Source organism: Clostridium sp. B9, from assembly GCF_050509515.1.
In the GTDB taxonomy this organism is placed as follows: domain Bacteria; phylum Bacillota; class Clostridia; order Clostridiales; family Clostridiaceae; genus Sarcina.
In genome coordinates this window covers 1,680,139-1,698,985 of sequence record NZ_JBNWKA010000003.1, presented here as the reverse complement: position 1 = coordinate 1,698,985, position 18,847 = coordinate 1,680,139, and the positions used below count along the sequence as shown (strand labels likewise).

General features: G+C 28.8%; 19 protein-coding genes and 1 riboswitch. Of the genes, 6 read left to right on the top strand and 13 right to left on the bottom strand.

Going from position 1 to position 18,847, the window contains the following annotated elements; genetic code table 11:
• The first annotated feature begins 2 nt into the window (after positions 1–2).
• Complete coding sequence (locus tag ACQZHJ_RS07690; RefSeq protein ID WP_423239819.1) at positions 3–227, top strand: helix-turn-helix domain-containing protein; 225 nt, start codon at positions 3–5, stop codon at positions 225–227.
• 83 nt (positions 228–310) lie between these two features.
• Here the strand turns inward: ACQZHJ_RS07690 and ACQZHJ_RS07685 are convergent, their stop codons facing one another.
• Together ACQZHJ_RS07685 and ACQZHJ_RS07680 are read right to left on the bottom strand one after the other, a co-directional pair.
• On the bottom strand, positions 311–955 hold the full coding sequence (locus ACQZHJ_RS07685) for a pentapeptide repeat-containing protein (protein ID WP_430484963.1): 645 nt from the start codon (positions 953–955) through the stop codon (positions 311–313).
• 100 nt (positions 956–1,055) lie between these two features.
• Complete coding sequence (locus tag ACQZHJ_RS07680; RefSeq protein WP_430484962.1) at positions 1,056–2,120, bottom strand: helix-turn-helix domain-containing protein; 1,065 nt, start codon at positions 2,118–2,120, stop codon at positions 1,056–1,058.
• Between the two features lie 303 nt (positions 2,121–2,423).
• Here ACQZHJ_RS07680 and ACQZHJ_RS07675 point away from each other — a divergent pair, with 303 nt between their 5' ends.
• On the top strand, positions 2,424–4,169 hold the full coding sequence (locus ACQZHJ_RS07675) for a [FeFe] hydrogenase, group A (RefSeq protein WP_430484961.1): 1,746 nt from the start codon (positions 2,424–2,426) through the stop codon (positions 4,167–4,169).
• Positions 4,170–4,445: 276 nt separating this feature from the next.
• A complete protein-coding gene (locus ACQZHJ_RS07670) occupies positions 4,446–5,567 on the top strand; it encodes an NAD/NADP octopine/nopaline dehydrogenase family protein (protein ID WP_430484960.1) in 1,122 nt (373 codons plus the stop codon).
• Positions 5,568–5,676: 109 nt separating this feature from the next.
• On the opposite strand, the gene ACQZHJ_RS07665 is transcribed toward ACQZHJ_RS07670, so the two are convergent.
• The 4 genes from ACQZHJ_RS07665 to ACQZHJ_RS07650 form a co-directional block, all read right to left on the bottom strand.
• Entirely contained in the window at positions 5,677–7,302 is a 1,626-nt protein-coding gene (locus ACQZHJ_RS07665; protein WP_430484959.1) for an amidohydrolase, read from the bottom strand.
• Positions 7,283–8,470, bottom strand: coding sequence for an alanine/glycine:cation symporter family protein (locus tag ACQZHJ_RS07660; protein WP_430484958.1), 1,188 nt, complete (start codon positions 8,468–8,470; stop codon positions 7,283–7,285). The genes ACQZHJ_RS07665 and ACQZHJ_RS07660 overlap by 20 nt, the downstream gene beginning before the upstream one ends.
• A gap of 14 nt (positions 8,471–8,484) precedes the next feature.
• Entirely contained in the window at positions 8,485–8,721 is a 237-nt protein-coding gene (locus ACQZHJ_RS07655; RefSeq protein WP_430484957.1) for a hypothetical protein, read from the bottom strand.
• Positions 8,722–8,846: 125 nt separating this feature from the next.
• Positions 8,847–9,017, bottom strand: a riboswitch (Lysine riboswitch).
• A 101-nt stretch (positions 9,018–9,118) separates the two neighbouring features.
• Positions 9,119–9,907 carry a YdcF family protein gene (locus tag ACQZHJ_RS07650; RefSeq protein WP_430484956.1) on the bottom strand — a complete coding sequence of 263 codons (789 nt, stop codon included), beginning with the start codon at positions 9,905–9,907 and terminating at the stop codon, positions 9,119–9,121.
• Between the two features lie 133 nt (positions 9,908–10,040).
• On the opposite strand from ACQZHJ_RS07650, the gene ACQZHJ_RS07645 reads away from it, so the two are divergent.
• Complete coding sequence (locus tag ACQZHJ_RS07645; protein ID WP_430484955.1) at positions 10,041–10,196, top strand: hypothetical protein; 156 nt, start codon at positions 10,041–10,043, stop codon at positions 10,194–10,196.
• Positions 10,197–10,333: 137 nt separating this feature from the next.
• Here ACQZHJ_RS07645 and ACQZHJ_RS07640 read toward each other — a convergent pair whose 3' ends face one another.
• Positions 10,334–10,948 (bottom strand): NUDIX hydrolase, encoded by a 615-nt coding sequence (locus ACQZHJ_RS07640; RefSeq protein WP_430484954.1) that lies wholly within the window; start codon positions 10,946–10,948, stop codon positions 10,334–10,336.
• 616 nt (positions 10,949–11,564) lie between these two features.
• Between ACQZHJ_RS07640 and ACQZHJ_RS07635 the strand changes: the two genes are divergently transcribed.
• Positions 11,565–12,143 (top strand): metal-dependent hydrolase, encoded by a 579-nt coding sequence (locus ACQZHJ_RS07635; RefSeq protein ID WP_430484953.1) that lies wholly within the window; start codon positions 11,565–11,567, stop codon positions 12,141–12,143.
• A gap of 145 nt (positions 12,144–12,288) precedes the next feature.
• The gene (locus ACQZHJ_RS07630) at positions 12,289–13,233 is read left to right on the top strand and encodes a collagen-like protein (protein ID WP_430484952.1); all 945 of its coding nucleotides are present in this window, start codon (positions 12,289–12,291) and stop codon (positions 13,231–13,233) included.
• Positions 13,234–13,286: 53 nt separating this feature from the next.
• On the opposite strand, the gene ACQZHJ_RS07625 is transcribed toward ACQZHJ_RS07630, so the two are convergent.
• The 6 genes from ACQZHJ_RS07625 to ACQZHJ_RS07600 all read right to left on the bottom strand — a co-directional run bounded on the left by ACQZHJ_RS07625 (position 13,287) and on the right by ACQZHJ_RS07600 (position 18,708).
• On the bottom strand, positions 13,287–14,546 hold the full coding sequence (locus tag ACQZHJ_RS07625) for an ABC transporter permease (RefSeq protein ID WP_430484951.1): 1,260 nt from the start codon (positions 14,544–14,546) through the stop codon (positions 13,287–13,289).
• Positions 14,547–14,595: 49 nt separating this feature from the next.
• Positions 14,596–15,504, bottom strand: coding sequence for a hypothetical protein (locus ACQZHJ_RS07620; protein ID WP_430484950.1), 909 nt, complete (start codon positions 15,502–15,504; stop codon positions 14,596–14,598).
• A 48-nt stretch (positions 15,505–15,552) separates the two neighbouring features.
• Positions 15,553–16,218: an ABC transporter ATP-binding protein gene (locus ACQZHJ_RS07615; protein ID WP_430484949.1), complete on the bottom strand. Its 666-nt coding sequence runs from the start codon at positions 16,216–16,218 to the stop codon at positions 15,553–15,555.
• A 202-nt stretch (positions 16,219–16,420) separates the two neighbouring features.
• Positions 16,421–16,957 carry a glutathione peroxidase gene (locus ACQZHJ_RS07610; RefSeq protein ID WP_430484948.1) on the bottom strand — a complete coding sequence of 179 codons (537 nt, stop codon included), beginning with the start codon at positions 16,955–16,957 and terminating at the stop codon, positions 16,421–16,423.
• A 281-nt stretch (positions 16,958–17,238) separates the two neighbouring features.
• Positions 17,239–17,481 carry a hypothetical protein gene (locus ACQZHJ_RS07605; RefSeq protein WP_430484947.1) on the bottom strand — a complete coding sequence of 81 codons (243 nt, stop codon included), beginning with the start codon at positions 17,479–17,481 and terminating at the stop codon, positions 17,239–17,241.
• Between the two features lie 15 nt (positions 17,482–17,496).
• Positions 17,497–18,708, bottom strand: coding sequence for an NAD(P)/FAD-dependent oxidoreductase (locus ACQZHJ_RS07600; protein WP_430484946.1), 1,212 nt, complete (start codon positions 18,706–18,708; stop codon positions 17,497–17,499).
• Between the last annotated feature and the right edge of the window lie 139 nt (positions 18,709–18,847).

Here is an 18,847-nt window from a genome sequence, read left to right as displayed (position 1 = left end):
CAATGCCAATTCTTGTGAATTTAGATGTTATGATGGCTAAAAGAAAAATTAGTTCTACTGAACTATCAGAAAAGATGGGAATAACGATGGCTAATCTTTCTATTTTAAAAAATAATAAGGCTAAAGCAGTAAGATTTTCTACATTAAATTCTTTATGTGAAATACTAAAATGTCAACCCGGTGATATTTTAGAATATGTTGAAGAAGATGATGAAAGATTAAAATAAATGTTTTACCAATATTTAAGTAAGTGTTAAGGTCTAGAAATACTTGAAATCATGTATTTCTAGACCTTAACATCTTAAAATCACTATTTTATTATTATCCCTAAAAACCTACTTAATTCTAAAGCTTGATAAGTTGTAAATATTCCACCTCTTAAATCTTCCATATTTACATCTATATTAGTAATCTCACAACTTCTAAAATCAATATCTTTTAAAGCACTTCCCCTTAAAACTCCTTCTTCAAGATTTACACCTTCAAATTTTATACCTTTTAAATTTACTTCTTGGAATATAGCATTTCTTAAATCACATTCACAAAATTCAATATCCTTAAGCTTAGAAAATGAAAAGTTTGAATATTTACAAAGACATTCTTTAAAAGAAACACTCTTTAAGCTACATTCATCAAATCTGCTTCCTATAAGCTTACATCCTTTAAACTGGACTCTATATAAGCCACCTCCAAAAAATTCACAATTTGATAGATCACACCTTTCAAATTTCACATCAACCATATCAATCTTTGAAAAATCACAATTTATAAACATAACATTTCTAAAGATACATCCATCAAATTTAACCGAAGCTTCAGTTAAATTTTCTATTACTGTATTTTCTATCAATCCCTCTTCTATTTTTTCTTCTCTTAATATCTCCATTTCTGCATTATCAATCCTTCTAAGATCATTAAATAACTTAGGTGACTGTATTTTTATCTTAACTGTCATAACACTTCTCCTTTTGTCAACTTTTAACAAACCATTAAAATCCTAATCTCATTATGACAAAGTTGTTTTAAAATTTCTACCCACATAATTATCAAACAAATTAAATATTCTCCATAGACATGAGTATTTTTTTATATCTCTCAGTATCTCTAATAAAATCATATCTTTTTTCTTCTAATATAATGCTTAACCCCTTTTTAATCTGTGCATCTGATAAGTTATTTTCTTTAAATTCTATTAAATTGAACAATTTATTATCTTTAATATTATTTTCTTTAATATTTCTATACCCATCAACTAATTTTTCAAGATAAAATAAAGTATTATCCTCATCTTTCAAATCACTATAAATACCTGTATATAAATTATAATTTCCTAATCCAATAAATCTTTCAACATCAAAAAGTTCTCCAATACTTCTATTTATATCAGCTAATTTTAAGGCAGTTTCATAATCTTCCTCCTTTCTAAATGTTTTAGATAGACTTACTAATGTTAGCATAATATCATTTATAGATTTAAATAAAAGTTCTTGATCTAACTTTTTAGACTCTTCTATCTTTCCCATCTGATAGTATATTGGTGATAGCATTAATTTAGGATTAATTGATGAAACCTCTATGCTTTCAATAGCTTCAATAGCTTCCTCGCATCTCTCACTCATCATGTATAAACTACTTAGCATACATAATGCACTTTCCTTAATTTCTCTTTCTTCACTCTTAGAAGCAGCCTTTAAAAGCTCTATTGATTTATTTATAATAATATCTGCATTCTCCTCACTTCCTGCAAACATTAATGAGTATATACTTAAAGAAGCTAATTTTAGCTTTAGCCTTAAGTTCGTTGGATATTCCTTTATATAGTTATTCCAAATTTTTATAGCCTCATTAAATTCACACATTTCAAAGGATTTTAAGCACTTATTATATATAACCTCTATCGTTTCATCACTAAGACTTGATTCAAATGATAGTAATCCATCTATATTAGTTTCTAAAGCTCTTGCTATTGGAGCTAAAAGCGTTATATCTGGATATGAATTCCCTGTCTCCCATTTTGATACTGCAGCTGTTGATACTCCAATCTTATTTGCTAATTCTTCTTGAGTAATGCCTTTCTTCTTTCTTAAATCAAATATGATCTCTCCTATTTTTAAATCCATAGTATAATCAATCCTTTTCTAAAATATATTAATTAGTCATGACTTTAACCTAATTATACTTTCCAATAATATCCTTAACAATAGATAGAAAGTTAACTTATACTCTCATAAATTCAACCATTAGTTAATAAAGTTAAATATCAGAATTTTAAATGAATTAAAAGATATATTACTCTTTCCCATTCATTTAATAATTAACATTTTATTCATTTTTATGTATAATATTTCTAAAGGATAATAATTATTAATGATTAATTTTTATTAGGTTGTTTTTAATTGTAAAATGTTGTAGGAGGCATTATTATGGGTAAACATAAGTTTGTTGATATCAGAATTCCAATAGAAAATGATAATCCATCTATTCAAAGACATGAGGACCTATGTATTAAATGTGGTCAGTGTAGATATGTTTGTGAAAATGATATTGCTGTTGGAAGATTATATGATTTAGAAAGTACATGTGATAAAGCTATTTGTATAAATTGCGGGCAATGTGCAGACATTTGTCCTGTAGATTCAATAACAGAAGTATATGAATATCAAGCTGTGCGTGATGCTATAAAAGATCCAAATAAAATTGTTATATTTAGTGCATCCCCTTCTGTTCGTGTAGCTTTAGGAGAAGAATTTAACTTGCCTGCAGGTACCTTTATTGAAGGAAAAATGGTTGCTGCACTTAGAGCTCTTGGTGCTGATTATGTCTTAGATACTAACTTTGCTGCTGACTTGACTATTATGGAAGAAGCTTCCGAATTAGTTGAACGCATAACTAAAAAGACTGCTCCACTTCCTCAATTCACAAGTTGTTGTCCTGCTTGGGTAAAATTCGTCGAAACTTTTTATCCAGATATAAGACCTAACCTTTCAAGTGTAAAAAGTCCAATTGGTATGCAAGGTCCTACTATAAAAACTTATTTTGCTAAGGCAAATAATATAGATCCTAGAAAAATAGTAAACGTAGCTCTTACACCTTGTACAGCTAAAAAGTTTGAAATTCGCCGTCCTGAAATGAATGCTTCTGCTGAATATAATAATATTCCAGACTTAAAAGATATGGATCACGTTATAACAACAAGAGAATTAGCTAAATGGTTGAAAGAAGATGGCATTAAATTCGAAGAATTAGGAACATCCGATTTTGATAGTTTAATGGGATATGCATCTGGAGCAGGTGTTATCTTTGGCAATACTGGTGGTGTTATGGAAGCTGCTTCTCGTACAGCATACCACCTTATAACAGGTAAAAACCCACCCGCTAAACTTTTAGACTTAAAAGCAGTTCGTGGAATGGATGGAATTCGTGAAGCTACTTTAGATATAGATGGCACTCTTTTAAAAGTTGCAATAATACATGGTACTAATAATGCAAAAAAAGTAATTGAAAAACTAAATGCTGGCGAAGTTGATTATGACTTTATAGAAGTTATGACTTGTCGTGGTGGCTGCATAGGTGGTGGTGGTCAACCCAAGACTGCTATTCCTATGAATGATGAAATTCGTGAATCAAGAATTAGTGCTTTATATAGTAAAGATGAATATCAAACAGTTAGAAGTAGTTATGAAAATCCAGATATAAAACGTGTTTATCAAGAATTCTATGGCACACCTCTTAGTGGACTTGCTGAAAAAATGCTTCATACATCATACATAAGTAGATTTTCAGATCTTGGACCTAAAGGAATTGTTGAAAAACAGATAGTTAAAGATAAATTTAATGAAGATGATTTAGATAAATATAGATATCATTGCAAAGTTTGTGGATACATTTATTCTAGCAATATTGATATGCCTGATGATTTTAAATGCCCTGTATGCCAGCAAGGTAAAAATATGTTCGAATTATTAGAAAGTCCTTTTGAAAATTCAAGTGATACTATTAAAGAAACTCCTAATTTAGAAGAAGTCAAAGAAGAATCAACTGAAAAAGTTCAATATAAATATCGCTGTAAAATTTGTGGATATATATACTCTAGTGATACTGACATGCCCGACAACTATCACTGCCCTGTATGTGCTCAAGGAAAAAAAATGTTTGAAAAATTAAATTAATATAAATTAAGTTCCTAGAAAACTAGGAGCTTTTTTTATATTCTAAAAATAAAACTAATTATTAATATTTTTAAGTAACAACTTTTATTATATGAACAAATTGTCAATTCTATTCCGATATAATATTTTTTTACATTTCATTAAAATACTATTTATAACTTTCTAGAAAATTAATGATACAATACTCCTTGCATTAAGATGACTTATTTCTAAAGCTCTACGTTCCGTGTACTGCCATACATGGTAGGGCTAATCTTTTTTATTAGGAGTGATTAGATGAATATTGGTATTATTGGCGCTGGAAACATAGGAACTTATTTAGGAACATACATCTCATTAAATAAAAATAATAAGGTTTGGATGCATACCTCAAAACCCGAAAGCTTTAAAGCAGAGTTAATACTTATAGAAGAAGAAAAAAATGTAAATCATAAAGTAAAACTTTATTGTGTTACATCTAGCTTACAAGAAGTAGTTGAAAACTCTGAAATTTTACTTATTACTCATCCTTCATTTATGATGAAGGATACACTAAAAGAAGTAAGTAAATATGCTAAATCTGGAACTATAATAGGTGCTATTCCAGGATTTGGTGGTAAAGAGTATTATATAGATGAATTATTAGAAAAAGGCTGTATATTCTTTGGAAGTCAAAGAGTACCATCTATAACTAGATTGGAAAGTTATGGTGAGTGTGTCCTATTGAAACAAAAAAATGACTTTATGAGACTTGCCGTTATTCCAAACAGATTTAAAGAATGTGTATGTGAAAAAATAACGAGTTTAATAGATATTCCTTGTCTTCATTTAGGAATAACTCTATCACCTTCTAATCCAACTATGCATCCTTCTAGATTATACGAATTATTTAAGGATTACAAGGAAGGTATAGTTTATGATAAACACTCATTATTCTATGAAGAGTGGGGAAATGAAGCTTCAACTACTTTAATTGAATTAGATGAAGAGCTAAAAGATATATTTAATTCTATAAATGAATTTTCTAATTTTAATGAAGATGATTTTGAAAGAATAAAATATAGATACAAAATATCAGAGCCAAGTGAGTTAACAGAAAAAATTAGAACTGCACCAGGTTTTCAAACAATAAAAACACCTATGATTAAGTGTGAAAATGGCTACCTTCCAGATTTAAACTCAAGATATTTTATCGAAGATATACAATTTGGTTTATGTATAATAAAGGCCTTTGCAGAAATCTGTGATGTTAAAACACCAGTCGTAGATAAAGTTATATACTGGGGACAAAAATTGCTTGGAAAAGAATACTTAGTAACTGATTCTCTTTGTGGTAATGATGTTCAAGAACTAGTTATTCCTCAGAATATAGGTATAACTACTAAAATAGATTTAATTAAATACTATTCTAATTTTTAATATTTGAAAGTATAAATTGAATATTAATTATAAGTTGTTTATATTATATATAATATATTTAAAGAATTAAGAGGACAGAGCTAAAAAGCCTGTCCTCTTAAATTTATGCTTACACTTTATTTCTAAATATACAACTTCCATTTAAATAGGTAGCTTCTATATCTATATCCTTAATCTTATCTTTATCAACATTAAACGGGTTTGCAGACAATATTATAAAATCAGCAACTTTCCCCTCTTCTAAGCTACCTTTTAACTTTTCTTCAAAAGATGCATAAGCTCCTAGTATAGTGTATGTTTTAATGGCTTCCTCTACTGTTAAAGCTTGTTCTTTTAAAAATGGTCCTTTTTTACCATCTAATGTCTTTCTTGTTATAGCACATTGTATTCCATTTAACACCTTAGGAAGTTCTACAGGGGCATCTGATCCATTACAAGCTATTATACCGTCTTCTATCATTCTCTTAAAATTATAAGTTTTCTTTGCTCTTTCTTTTCCAATTCTATCTTCAACTATATTTATGTCATAGTCTAAGAATATAGATTGAAAATATGCACAAAGATTAAGTTCTTTAAATTTTCTTAATATATCTTCAGTAGTTATTTGACAGTGAACTATTCCATGTCTATGATTTTCTTTAGGGAATTCCACAATTGCCTTCTCTATAGATTCTATAATCATGCTCATAATTCCATCCCCAATAGCATGAACAGCTACTTGCATTCCTTTTTTATGAGCATATCCTATAAGTTCATCAAACTGCTCTTGAGTATATACTGCAATTCCTCTATTGCCATTATCGTCCTTATAATCTTCACATAAGTAAGCGGTTCTAGCCCCTAATGAACCATCCCCTAGAAGCTTTAGTGGCCCTATTTTAAATAAATCACTCCCCACTCCTGTTTTGTACCCTTTTTCTATAAATACCTTTAAAACATCCATATCAACAAGTTGAGCTTGCTCATATATTCTCACAGAAAGATTTCCCTCTTCCTCTAATTCTTTATAAGCTTTTATAACCTCTTCATAACTCATTTTAGGAAAAACTATAAAATCATCTGTCTGAGCTGAAGTTACTCCAAAAGAATTTAAAAGTCTACAAGAATTCTTGATCATTTCTTTAAGTTCATTTAAACTTGGTGATGGAATATTATCATATATAAGATTCAAAGCATTTTCTCTAAATATTCCTAGTGGCTCCCCAGTTTCATCTAAATCGAAGGTTCCTCCTTCAATTTGAAGGGTATATTTATTTATTTCTAACAATTCTAATGCCTTTGAGTTCACTATGCATACATGACCACATGCTCTAATTATACATATAGGATATTCTTTTGAAACCTCATCTAAATCATATCTATTTGGAAATCTACTCTCCTCTTGAAAATAATCATGATTCCATCCTCTTCCTTTAATCCATTGATTATCCTCTAATTTTCTAGAATCTATATATTCTCTTATTGCACTTTTAACATCTTCTATGGATCTAGTTCTGTTAGATAAATTTATCATTTGAAGAGAATATCCAAGACCTAAAACATGCATATGTGAATCATTAAACCCAGAAGTTACAAACTTTCCTTCTAAATCATATATATTACTTTCTTCATCCTTAAGCTTTAAAGCTTCATCATTATTACCAACATAAATTAGCCTTCCATCCTCCTCTACAAAAGCCTCCTTCATTCCATTGGTAATAGTATAAACCTCTCCATTAATATATATATTTCTCATTATTTACAACCTCTTTTTCTTCATAGAATATTTTAACTGATTTATCTACTGTTCCTTTACCAAGATATCTAGCCTTATAATCTTTAAGAAGTACAAAATATTGTTTTGAAAGTATCAAGATTACTGCTACATTTACGAAGGTTGGAATACCACTTGTTATATCAACAAATGTCCAAATGCTTATCTCTCCAACATACAATATATAAGCAGTCATTAAAAATCCTGGCAGTGGATAACAATATTTAAATATCTTTAAAACCATGTTTTTAAGCTTTATATTTTTAGTACATAAATGTCTTAAAACAACTTCATAATAAACATACCATCCTGATGATGTAGTTAATCCAAATACAAGCATTGTTATTGTTAAAAAATATGTTCCAAAAACACCTAACCCACTTGAAAATGCATTAAGAGTTAAAGTAGCACTTTCAGCTCCTGTTGACCACTCTCCTGTTATTATTACAACTAAAGAAGTGATAGTACAAACTACAAATGTATCTATAAAAACTTCAAATGATCCCCAAAGACCTTGTTCTATCGGATGACATGTTCTACTTGATGCATGTACCATAGGGCTTGTCCCCCAACCAGCTTCATTAGAATAAACACTCCTAGCCATACCTGTTGAAATAACCTTAGATATAGTTGCTCCTACAAAACCTCCAATTGCTGCACTTCCTGAAAAAGCACCTTCAAATATCAGCATAAAGCTATTTGGTATATTCTCATAATTTATTGCTATTATTATGATACCAAAAAATAAATAAGTTAAACTCATTATAGGAACAAGTTTAGTAAATAGCTTTCCTAAAGACTTCATGCCTTTCCATATCATAAGATAAGTAAGTACAACAATTATTAAACTTGCAAATATTTGGTCTATCTTAAAAGTAGAAGCTACAACTTCTGAAACTGTAAAGTTACTTGCAGTTATAAAAAATGTTGAAAATATTCCAAAACCAAATACTGTTGCTAATATTCTCCAAAACTTAAAGTTTCTCTCTTTACCTAAACCTCTTTCCATGTAATATGTAGGTTCACCATATGGATCTCCATTTTCATCTGTCTTTCTATAATAAACAGCTAAAGTTACTTCAACTTGTTTTAATATCATTCCTAAAAATGCAGTAATCCACATCCATAAAGTTGCACCAGGTCCTCCCATAGCAATAGCAGTAGCTACTCCGAACCTCCTATGGCAGTTGAAATCGCCTCAAAAGGGCTTAAAACCCCTTTAGCATCTTTATTTTCATCCTTAATAAAAATTTTCCCTAAAGTTTGTTTTATTATGTGTGGGAAATATCTTATCTGAAAGAATCCAGAACGAATAGTAAAGTATAATCCTGTTCCAAGCATAAGGATTATAAGTGGTGGGCCCCAAATAAAATCATTTAAAGCATTAATAAATTGTGTCATATAAAATTACCCCCTAATTATTCATGCTGTAACTAGATGCTAAATTATTTATTATAAAGATAGTTTAATTATTCCCCAAATAAAAAAAGGATAATAGTATGCTATCATCCTTTAAAACTTCTTTAATTATTAATAGCTCCATCACTTTAAAGTGAGAGTCCTTAACTTATTAAATTAAGTCCCAGCAAGATGTTTGACATAATACATCCACTTCGGCAATCAACCCTTTCATATTTCTTCACAGATTCGTCACTCTCCAAAATACTACTCTTTTTAACTGCGCCTCTATTTACATGCATATTTAATTTTATTATTTGTAGTTTATATTACACAAAGAGTAAAGTCAACTATATTTTTACAATTTTGTTATTAATAACATTTAATTAACATTTAAAGCTTAACTTTTATATTGTTCTCTAGTTTTTAAACCTAAAGATTTACTTAGTTCTTTATATGCCTCCTCAACCTCTACTGGAATATCAATGTGTTCAATATATGCTGCACCTTTTGGCCCATATCCATTTTCATCATCCCTAAGTCTTGGTATCTCACCTACTATTAACTCTTCAAATCTATCCATACTCCATATTCCATCAATATCAGAATTATCAAATTCTCTATTTTCATTTATATGTGGAATAAATGGAGAATAATTTATAACTTTAACATCTTCTTTTTTTATATATTTTAAAAATGATAAATAACTTCTAAGCTGCATAGTTGGATCCTGTATAAGCATTAATGACTTATACTTTATTCCTAAATCCTCTAAAAGCTCAATAGCCTTCTTAGCATTATCTCCACAATTTGTAGATTTATTTTCTATAATTATGTCTTCCATTGGAATATTAAAATGTTTTATCATTATATCTAAAATTATATCTGCCTCTGCCTTTTCATTAACTTCTATATCATTGTATATTTTATGATTTTTAACAGAATCTCTTAATAAAGCAGTTGAGTGTCCAATACCTCCACATATTAATATTTTTTTGCATAATCCTTTTTCATATGCTTCTACAGCAACCTTTATGTTATAAGTTATTGCACTTCCTAAAAGTACTAAAATATCTACTTCTTCCAAAGAATATTTTTTCATTAATTCTTCTATACTTAGCTCATTTAAATCCCTTTTTGATAAAAATTCCCCTAATATATTTATTGAATCTTTATTTTTGATTTCCATATTAACTCCCTCTCATTTCAATTACTTATAATTTAATCTTAAAATTATTTTATACATATATGGTCTTAATTTACAATATAATTTTTTTAGAAATTTACATACTAATAATATAACTTATTAAGGAGATGATATTATGAAAAATAAAAATAAAAAAGATTACTCAAAAGAAAACTATTTAGCTAATGGACACAAAACTCAAAACCAATGGTCTAATAATCATTTAAATACAAGTATTGAGGAGCCTGGAATTAACCAAAGTGGAATAGAAGCCAAGAAAAAAGGGTTTTAAAACAAAGTTATTCCAGTCAGAATATTCCTAATTAAGGTTTATTTTAAATAGTAATATAATAAAACTTACAAATGATTTAAAAGAATGCTTACCGGCTCTTAAAATTTATTTGTAAGTTTTATTTAAAGCATTTATAATTAGTCAAAAATTGCTTCAAAGTTAGTATTTTTATAAGCTTCAAAGCAAATTTTTATTTGATCTTTAGTATTTCTACTAATAGATAAATTAGGTAGTTCATCAATTCCAAAGAAACCATATTCACTAGTTTCAATATTCTCTTTAAATTCTATTTCTTTTAATTCACATAAAACAAATATTTTATATATACTCTGAATAAGTTTAGGTTCATTGTACTTATTTCTATCTAAAACAGCTATGAGTTTTTTGGGATTAATTATTGCTCCTGATTCCTCATAGGATTCTTTTATTATGTTTTCACTTAATGATAGATTAATATCTGCCCATCCTCCTGGCAAACTCCAAGCATCTTCTAATATTTCCTTTACCATAAGAATTTTATTATCCTTTATTATGGCTGCTCTTACATCTACTTTAGGTGTTAAATATCCTTTTTCATCTAAAATTACTTTTTTTACTTTATCCAATTCTATTTTTGTATATTCACTTATTATTTCACTAGCAATTTCTTTTAACTGATTAAATCTTTCTATATCAAAATTATCTTTAGAATATGTTAAACCTGCCTGTGCTATTGAGTCTATCTCTGTTGCCCATTTAACCCACTTTTCCATATTATTCTCTCCTTAACTATTCTATATATTATAATTATAGAACTTAATTCAATTAAATCCTAACTAAATTATATACAAGGCTGCCCACTTTTGCATGTTTTTTACCCAGTTATGCATAAAGTATTCCCACTACATGAAAAACTTGTTAAAATACAGTTGTAATAAATTTTACAAGAGATTTGTAGTAACTATTTATTTTGAGTAATTTCATTTAAAGAGAGTTGATTATTTGAGAAGCTTAATTAATATATAATAGCAACTCTTTTTTCTCCCTTAATACTTGAGAATATTTTTGTTGAAAACATAATTTATTTTTAGAATAAAGAGATTTATTTTAAATATTAAATCCATCTCAAAAATTCAACGGAAACTCTCTTTAATGAAGGTACGTAGTAAATTTATTTATGAGTGAAATAAATAGCAGTAAAGTTATTACTTTAATTTGGTAAGAAACCTTACATAAAATTACCACCATAACTATCATCCTAGGAAATAGAACCGTCCATTCTTTTCCTAGGAATTTTTTGTTTCCAATAATATTCATATCCTTTATATTAAATTCATATTGTGGTAATATTTTTATTATAGAACTAATGATAAATATAAAGGAGACTATATGACAAAAGAAACACATTCAACTGGTGGAGTTTGCATAGGCTTACTTACACTAAACTATTTAATAACAGAGTTCTTAACGCCCTATAACTTAGCATATAAAATTTTATTGGTAGCATTATTCTTTCATTTCTCGTATATAGGTGCTCTATTTCCAGATATAGATCAAAGAAAATCATCAATTAGCCAAATGTATCCTTTTTTATCTAAACATTTTGGTAGTAAATGTAGACATAGAGGTTTTACTCATAGCCTTTTGTGTGTCGCTATAATCTGCTCTATATTTTATACAATACTATATATAAGTGATGGAAATATAATTTTATTTTCAATTTCTTTTGGTTTTATATGTGGTTATATTTCACATTTAGCTCTAGATTTTATAACTTCTGAGGGAATTGAATTACTATTCCCATGGAAAGCTAATTTTAAAATAGCTAAAATTAAAACAGGCTCTAAAATTGAAAAATTTATAAACAAGATTATAAAAATTATAAATATTATACTAGTTGCATATAATATTTATTTAATATCATATTCAGTTTTTGGAATTACTTTATTCAAAGACCTACTTAATTAGGAAGCCATAATCAATTTGATTATGACTTTCTAATTTATTATAATTGTTATTTTTACATAATTATATATTTTTAGCACAACATAACAATTTTTTCATAAACTAATATTGAGAATTTATTTTCTTAATCTTTTATGAGGAGATTTTTATGTTAAGAAGAGATTTTAATCCTAATAAATATTATTATGATTATAATAATTACGATTATTGTGATAAATATTATGATGATTGTAAATATACTCCATATAATCCTAAGTATTGCGAGTATAATTATGATTGTTATAAACCAAACTGCAATTGTTATGATTATTGCTATACCCATGGTCCTCACTATCCAGAATGCTACCCAGGTCCTCCTGGCCCTCCTGGGCCTAAAGGCTGTCCTGGACCTAAGGGTTGTCCTGGCCCTACTGGTCCTCAAGGACCTGCTGGTCCCGCTGGTATTCCAGGCCCTCAAGGACCTCAAGGTCCTCAAGGTATTCAAGGACCTACCGGTGCTACTGGCCCAGTTGGGCCTCAAGGTCCTACTGGTGCTACTGGTGCTACCGGCCCTACTGGTGCAACAGGGGCTACTGGTCCTCAAGGCCCTCAAGGACCTCAAGGACCTGCTGGAAATATAATAAATGATACTTTATTGGTAAGTTACTCCTTAATTACAACTACCACCGTAATTCCATCAGGAGTTTTTACCTATAATCTCCAAAATCCTAATGGCTCAAACTCAACAGCAATAACTGCTAACCCTGCTACCGGCACTTTTACAGTTAATGCTTCTGGAAGATACTTGTTTATTTGGTCATTTAATTTAACAAATAATGATACAGCTTCTAAAAACGCAATAGTTTCATTATATAAAAATGCCAATATTAGAACCTTTGTATCTGGTGTTCCTAACGTTACAACAGGTTCTATAGGAGTAGTTAATGGAAGTATAGCTATAGATGCTAATGTTGGTGATGTGTTTACTTTAAGAAATGAATCTACAACAGCAACAACTTCTGCATCAATAACTATTACACCTGCTGTATTAGGAGACACTCCTATATTAGGTAACGGAATAGGTTCATGGGTTCAAATAATCAAAATAGCTTAATTAAATAATAAGGAACGTACTATACAAAGTACGTTCCTTATTATTTAATCCTTTTATCTTATTGCTGTTATTACATCTGTTTTAGCAGCTTTTCTAGCCGGTAAAATACCTGCTATAAATCCAATAACTAGGCAGAAAAGAAGTATACCACAGATCAATCCAATACTAGGAATAGCTATTTTTTCTATAGGTTGTCCCATCATATTTCCTGTAACAGACTTTGCTATAGAGTTTATACCCAAACTAGACAATAAACCAAGTATAATAGATATAAATCCACCAGTCATTGATATTGCGCAAGCTTCTCCAACAAATATTTTTATTACATCCTTAACGCTTCCGCCAATAACTTTAATTACACCAATCTCTCTATTTCTTTCATAAATTGCCATATCCATTGTATTGGTAATTCCTAAAGCTGCTACAAGTAAAGAAATTCCTGCCAAAGAGCCAAGTATTATACTGACCCCTAATAACATTGATCTTGTTTGTTTCTCAAATTCCTTAAAAGAACTAGTTTGATAACCCATCTCTCTTAATATACCTTCATAAGATTCTAACATTTCTTTATCCTCTACTCTAACATCAATCTGTTCATAAGTAGATAACATATCTTTTAGATACTGTTCATCACTAAACGGTTCACTTCTTATTATCTCCTCTACAAGTTTACTTGAACCTTGCATTTCATAATTTCTAGAACCATTCCCAACTGCCAATACTCCAGAAATTGTACATGTTATTTGTTTACTCTTAATCGAATTTCCATTTTCATCCACGCCATAATCTTGTCCACCTAATTTAAGCCTCTTCCCAATTAACTCCTTAAACTCTGATTCATTTTCAACTTTTTGATCCCACGTATAACCTAAAAGCTCTTTTGCTACATCATACCCAATCAATACTTCCTTACTTCTAGGCCTAGGAGCTTTACCAGCCAAGAGTTCATTTTCTGGTGTTAAACTAACCTTATCATTAGCTAACATTCTTGAATAAGCTTCAACTTTTCCATATCTCATATAAATATGTCCATATCTTTTAGGAATTATTTCAGAAAAATACCCAAGATTATTTAATTCATCTACGTTTTTATCTGTCAATTTATTCTTTGATATTTCCTCTTTACTACTTTCTTCTCCCTCCATCTCCCAATTAGGATAAATCGTTATTATAGAAGTATCCATTAAACTTTCCATTTCATAAGTTAAATATCTTTCAAAACCATTTGTTATAGAACTTATAATAAATATAGCAAGACATCCTATTATTACACCCATCATAGTGAATATAGTTCTTGTTTTTCTCTTCCACATATTCCTCCATATTATGGAAAGCAAATCATTAAATCTCATAAATTATCACCTAAAATCCAAATAAGCTTTTTATAAATGATATTAATCCCAATTTAGTCTTTTTCTCTGGTTCAACTTCAACCTGCATCATTGGAGGAACCTTACATGAGCTTTTTGAAACATATTGTTTTCCAGTGCCATCTTCATAACTTACTTCAATATCAGCAGTTCTTTCTATATCAGAAGGACTTATAGATATATCCATATATTCTTCACCTTCTACATCTATGCTACCTATATTTTGTTCTAAAGTTTCTCCATCTATAATCACTTTGGCATTTACATTTTTTATTTTTGTTTTACTATCATTTCTTAAAGCTGCACTTATCATAGCTTCGGATGGCATTATTCCACTTATACTTAAGCTTGGAGTATTTTGAACCATAATTCCAACAACCTTTGTTATTTCTTCTGGCTCTTTTCCTTTTTCATTAAATGTTACACTAGTTACAAAGTTATGAACTCCTGCCTTTATATTTGGATCACTAGCTAAAGTTATACTTACGTATTTAATATCATTTTTAGCTATACTTCCAACATATATTTCGTTAGTTGTTCCAACAGGCATAAATCCATCTAAAGTACCTTTTCCTTCAACATTAACAATTTTTAATGATAATCCTTGAATTGTATTTCCGCTAATATTCTCAACCTTAAAAGTTAATGTAAATGGAGTACCTGGTTCAACGATTTCTTCATCTATTGTTACCGAACTAATTATCACATCCTTTGATTGTATATTACTAATTGGAGGTGTTACTTGTTCCCCTCCACCATTATTATTTTCTTCTCCATTTTGATTTTCACCTTGTACTAGGCTATTTATATCAGACGAAAATGCAAATGTTTCAACCGATATAATAGATAATGACATAATTGTTGATACTGCTAAAGCTATCCCTAAATTTCTTCTTTTCATATTAAAATTCCCCCTTAAATTCCAAAACAATAATATATTAAATATTAATTAACACAAAAGACCATCTTCCATCTTTATTATCTTGTCAGCATATTCATAAACTACCTGAGAATGAGTTACAACTATAAATGTTGTATTAAATTTCTTGTTTAATTCTTTTAATAACTCTAATATTTCTATAGTTGTTTTACTATCTAAATTTCCTGTTGGTTCATCTGCTAAAATAACACTTGGCTTATTAACTAAAGCTCGAGCTATTGATACCCTCTGTTGTTGTCCTCCTGATAACTCTGATGGTTTATGCTCCATCCTATCAGTTAGCCCAACTCTTTCAAGCATTTCTTTAGCTATTTTAATTCTCTCCTTTTTAGGAACACCAGAAAATATTAATGGCATTTCAACATTTTCTAATGCAGTAAGCTGAGGAAGAAGGTTATAACTTTGAAATATAAATCCCATGTTCTTTCTTCTAAATAAAGCTAATTCATTTTCATTTAATCCTTCTAAGTGAATATCATTTATAACTATCTCTCCCTCATCACAAGGCATTATTCCACCTACAATATTTAAAAAAGTTGACTTTCCAGAACCTGATTCTCCTATTATAGCTGTAAACTCACCTTTTTCAATTCCTAAACTTATTCCCTTTAATATTTCAACAGAATTACTCCCAACCTTAAATGTTTTTTTTACATTTTTACATTCTATTATCATTTTTCCCCCTTATATAGTACAAATCAAATAATAATTCCAAATAATTACACAATACTTATTAAGTATAAACTCCAACAACCTTCTCAATATAACAAAATAATTACTCTACCATGAATATTAAGTTAATATTTTTTCAACAAAATGTAAAAAGGCTTTTAGTCATTATTTTGATGACTAAAAGCCTTTTAATATATTATAATTCTTATTCTGCTAATAACTCTTCTATTAATTCACCTAATTTTTCTGGTTCAAATGTTGGCGCAAATCTCGCTATAACTTCACCATTTTTATCAACTAAGAACTTAGTAAAGTTCCATTTAATTTCTGAACCTTCTGTTGTGAATCCTAATCCTTTTAACTTATCGTAAAATCCTAAAGATGCATCATCTTCTTTTGCCATTGGAGCTTCTTTCTTTAAGAATTTATATAATTCACTTGCATTTTCTCCATTAACATCAATCTTAGCAAAAGTTTTGAAGTTTGTGCCAAAATGTAACTTACAGAAACCTACAATTTCCTCATTTGTTCCTGGAGCCTGCTCAAAGAATTGATTACAAGGGAAATCTAAGATTTCAAATCCTTTATCTTTATATTTAGAATAAAGTTTTTCTAATCCTTCATATTGAGGTGTAAATCCACATCCAGTTGCTGTATTAACTATTAAAAGTACTTTTCCTTTATAATCACTTAAAGAAACTTCATTTCCGTCTACATCTTTAACTTTAAAATCATATAACATAATCAATCTCTCCTTAATTGTGTTTTATTACACATTTAATTTATCCTATTTAAGTTTTTTTAATCTAAGTATAATCAAGTTTTTTAATTTACTTTATATCTATTTATAGAAAGTAAATTTTAATTCATCAAATATTCCATCCATTTCATCGAGCTATTTTAAATTTATATAAATTTAATTTCATTCAATTTTTTCTTAATTATATACCTTTAATATATCAAAGTCAACAAAAAAAGATATTAATAAATAATCTTTATTAATATCTTTTACACTTTTAAAATTTACTTATTATTGAAATTTATATCACTATTATCAACAAACTCTTTTATTATAGACTTAACTTCTTCTTTACTTAATGATAGGTTTTTAAGTCCTCCTACCTGACATTCAAATATAGATTCTATGCTATTATACACTCTAGCATAGGCATACTTTTTCTTAGAGAAAACTTCATCATCACTAATTAAATAATCACATAGAGTTTTTACTTCTTTCTTTAAATATTCTTCATCATTTAAATACATTTAAATCACGTCTTTCTAGAAATCACTTCCTGCTAAGTACCCAGTAGAAAATGCCATCTGAAGATTATACCCGCCTGTTTCAGCATCAATATCTATAAGCTCTCCTGCAAAATAAAGATTCTTTATAAGTTTTGACTCCATTGTTGAAGCATTTATTTCTTTAACCTTAACTCCACCTGAAGTTACTTGAGCAGCCTTTATTGTTAAAGTCTCTCTAACTGTAAGTTTCATATCTTTCATGTAATTTATTATTTTATTTTCATCTTCCTTTTTCAAATCACTAGCTTTAACTTCAGTTAACCCTAGCATCTCAAATATTTGCTTTAAAAAATTTTGAGGAAGAGTTCCTTTTAAGTTATTTAAAACTGTTTTATTAGGATTACTTCTTATTATTTGTGATATTTCTTCTCTTGATTTATCCTTTAAGAAATCTAATGTTAACTCTACTTCTCCATCACCTAAGGCCTTAGTTATATAAGATGATAATTTTAAAATTGCTGGACCTGATACTCCAAAATGAGTAAATATCATATCCCCAAACTTCTCATATTTTTTCTTTTTAATTTTAGCCGATACAACTACATCCTTCATGGCTACACCTTGAAGATTCTTTACAAAGTCTTCCTTTGTAACTAGTGGGATTAATGCTGCATGAATTGGAGTTATTGAATGACCATATTTCTCTAATATTCCGTACATCTCTCCATCTGATCCCGTGTTAGGGAAGCTCTTCCCACCAGTAGTTATTATAACTTTATCACCTAAAATTTGTTTTCCATTATCAGTAATTACTCCTTTAATTTCTCCATCTTCTACTATTAAATCAGAAACTTTAGAGTTATATAATGCTCTTACCTTACACTCTTCTAATTCTCTTTTAAATATACCAATTACCTCTTCTGCTGTATCACTCTTAGTATAAACCTTTTGATCTAGCTCAACCTTATATTCTAATCCTTTTTTACTTAAAAAGTCTAAAAGTTGATAATTTGAAAATGTGTATAATGCACTATACATGAACTTATTATTTGTAACTATCTTATCAAAGAACTCTTCTATATCTCTATTATTTGTTATATTACATCTTCCACCACCAGTAAGCTTTAACTTCTTACCTATTTCATTATTTCTCTCTATTAGTATAACTTCATTATTAACTGATGAAGTTATTGATGCCATTATACCAGCTGGTCCTCCACCAACTACTATTACTTTTTTCTTACTCATTTATTTCCTCCAAATTTTCTTTAGTTATAACATGAGCTAATATCAAAATTAACTCTGTTTTCTAACATAATTTCACCTTATTCTATTTATTATATATTGTATTATACACTAAAGAAGGTAAGTAAAACTACATAATAAT

What these genes read in the sequence shown, in the direction of transcription:
- ACQZHJ_RS07660 (WP_430484958.1), bottom strand. Translation starts at nt 8,470, where the DNA reads ATGGGAGGACCTGGTGCAACTTTATGGATGTGGATTACTGCATTTTTA.
- ACQZHJ_RS07645 (WP_430484955.1), top strand. Translation starts at nt 10,041, where the DNA reads ATGAAAAATAAAAATAAAAAAGATTACTCAAAAGAAAACTATTTAGCT.
- ACQZHJ_RS07675 (WP_430484961.1), top strand. Translation starts at nt 2,424, where the DNA reads ATGGGTAAACATAAGTTTGTTGATATCAGAATTCCAATAGAAAATGAT.
- ACQZHJ_RS07640 (WP_430484954.1), bottom strand. Translation starts at nt 10,948, where the DNA reads ATGGAAAAGTGGGTTAAATGGGCAACAGAGATAGACTCAATAGCACAG.
- ACQZHJ_RS07680 (WP_430484962.1), bottom strand. Translation starts at nt 2,120, where the DNA reads ATGGATTTAAAAATAGGAGAGATCATATTTGATTTAAGAAAGAAGAAA.
- ACQZHJ_RS07610 (WP_430484948.1), bottom strand. Translation starts at nt 16,957, where the DNA reads ATGTTATATGATTTTAAAGTTAAAGATGTAGACGGAAATGAAGTTTCT.
- ACQZHJ_RS07655 (WP_430484957.1), bottom strand. Translation starts at nt 8,721, where the DNA reads ATGACACAATTTATTAATGCTTTAAATGATTTTATTTGGGGCCCACCA.
- ACQZHJ_RS07615 (WP_430484949.1), bottom strand. Translation starts at nt 16,218, where the DNA reads ATGATAATAGAATGTAAAAATGTAAAAAAAACATTTAAGGTTGGGAGT.
- ACQZHJ_RS07630 (WP_430484952.1), top strand. Translation starts at nt 12,289, where the DNA reads ATGTTAAGAAGAGATTTTAATCCTAATAAATATTATTATGATTATAAT.
- ACQZHJ_RS07635 (WP_430484953.1), top strand. Translation starts at nt 11,565, where the DNA reads ATGACAAAAGAAACACATTCAACTGGTGGAGTTTGCATAGGCTTACTT.
- ACQZHJ_RS07650 (WP_430484956.1), bottom strand. Translation starts at nt 9,907, where the DNA reads ATGGAAATCAAAAATAAAGATTCAATAAATATATTAGGGGAATTTTTA.
- ACQZHJ_RS07600 (WP_430484946.1), bottom strand. Translation starts at nt 18,708, where the DNA reads ATGAGTAAGAAAAAAGTAATAGTAGTTGGTGGAGGACCAGCTGGTATA.
- ACQZHJ_RS07625 (WP_430484951.1), bottom strand. Translation starts at nt 14,546, where the DNA reads ATGTGGAAGAGAAAAACAAGAACTATATTCACTATGATGGGTGTAATA.
- ACQZHJ_RS07605 (WP_430484947.1), bottom strand. Translation starts at nt 17,481, where the DNA reads ATGTATTTAAATGATGAAGAATATTTAAAGAAAGAAGTAAAAACTCTA.
- ACQZHJ_RS07665 (WP_430484959.1), bottom strand. Translation starts at nt 7,302, where the DNA reads ATGAGAAATATATATATTAATGGAGAGGTTTATACTATTACCAATGGA.
- ACQZHJ_RS07620 (WP_430484950.1), bottom strand. Translation starts at nt 15,504, where the DNA reads ATGAAAAGAAGAAATTTAGGGATAGCTTTAGCAGTATCAACAATTATG.
- ACQZHJ_RS07685 (WP_430484963.1), bottom strand. Translation starts at nt 955, where the DNA reads ATGACAGTTAAGATAAAAATACAGTCACCTAAGTTATTTAATGATCTT.
- ACQZHJ_RS07670 (WP_430484960.1), top strand. Translation starts at nt 4,446, where the DNA reads ATGAATATTGGTATTATTGGCGCTGGAAACATAGGAACTTATTTAGGA.
- ACQZHJ_RS07690 (WP_423239819.1), top strand. Translation starts at nt 3, where the DNA reads ATGCCAATTCTTGTGAATTTAGATGTTATGATGGCTAAAAGAAAAATT.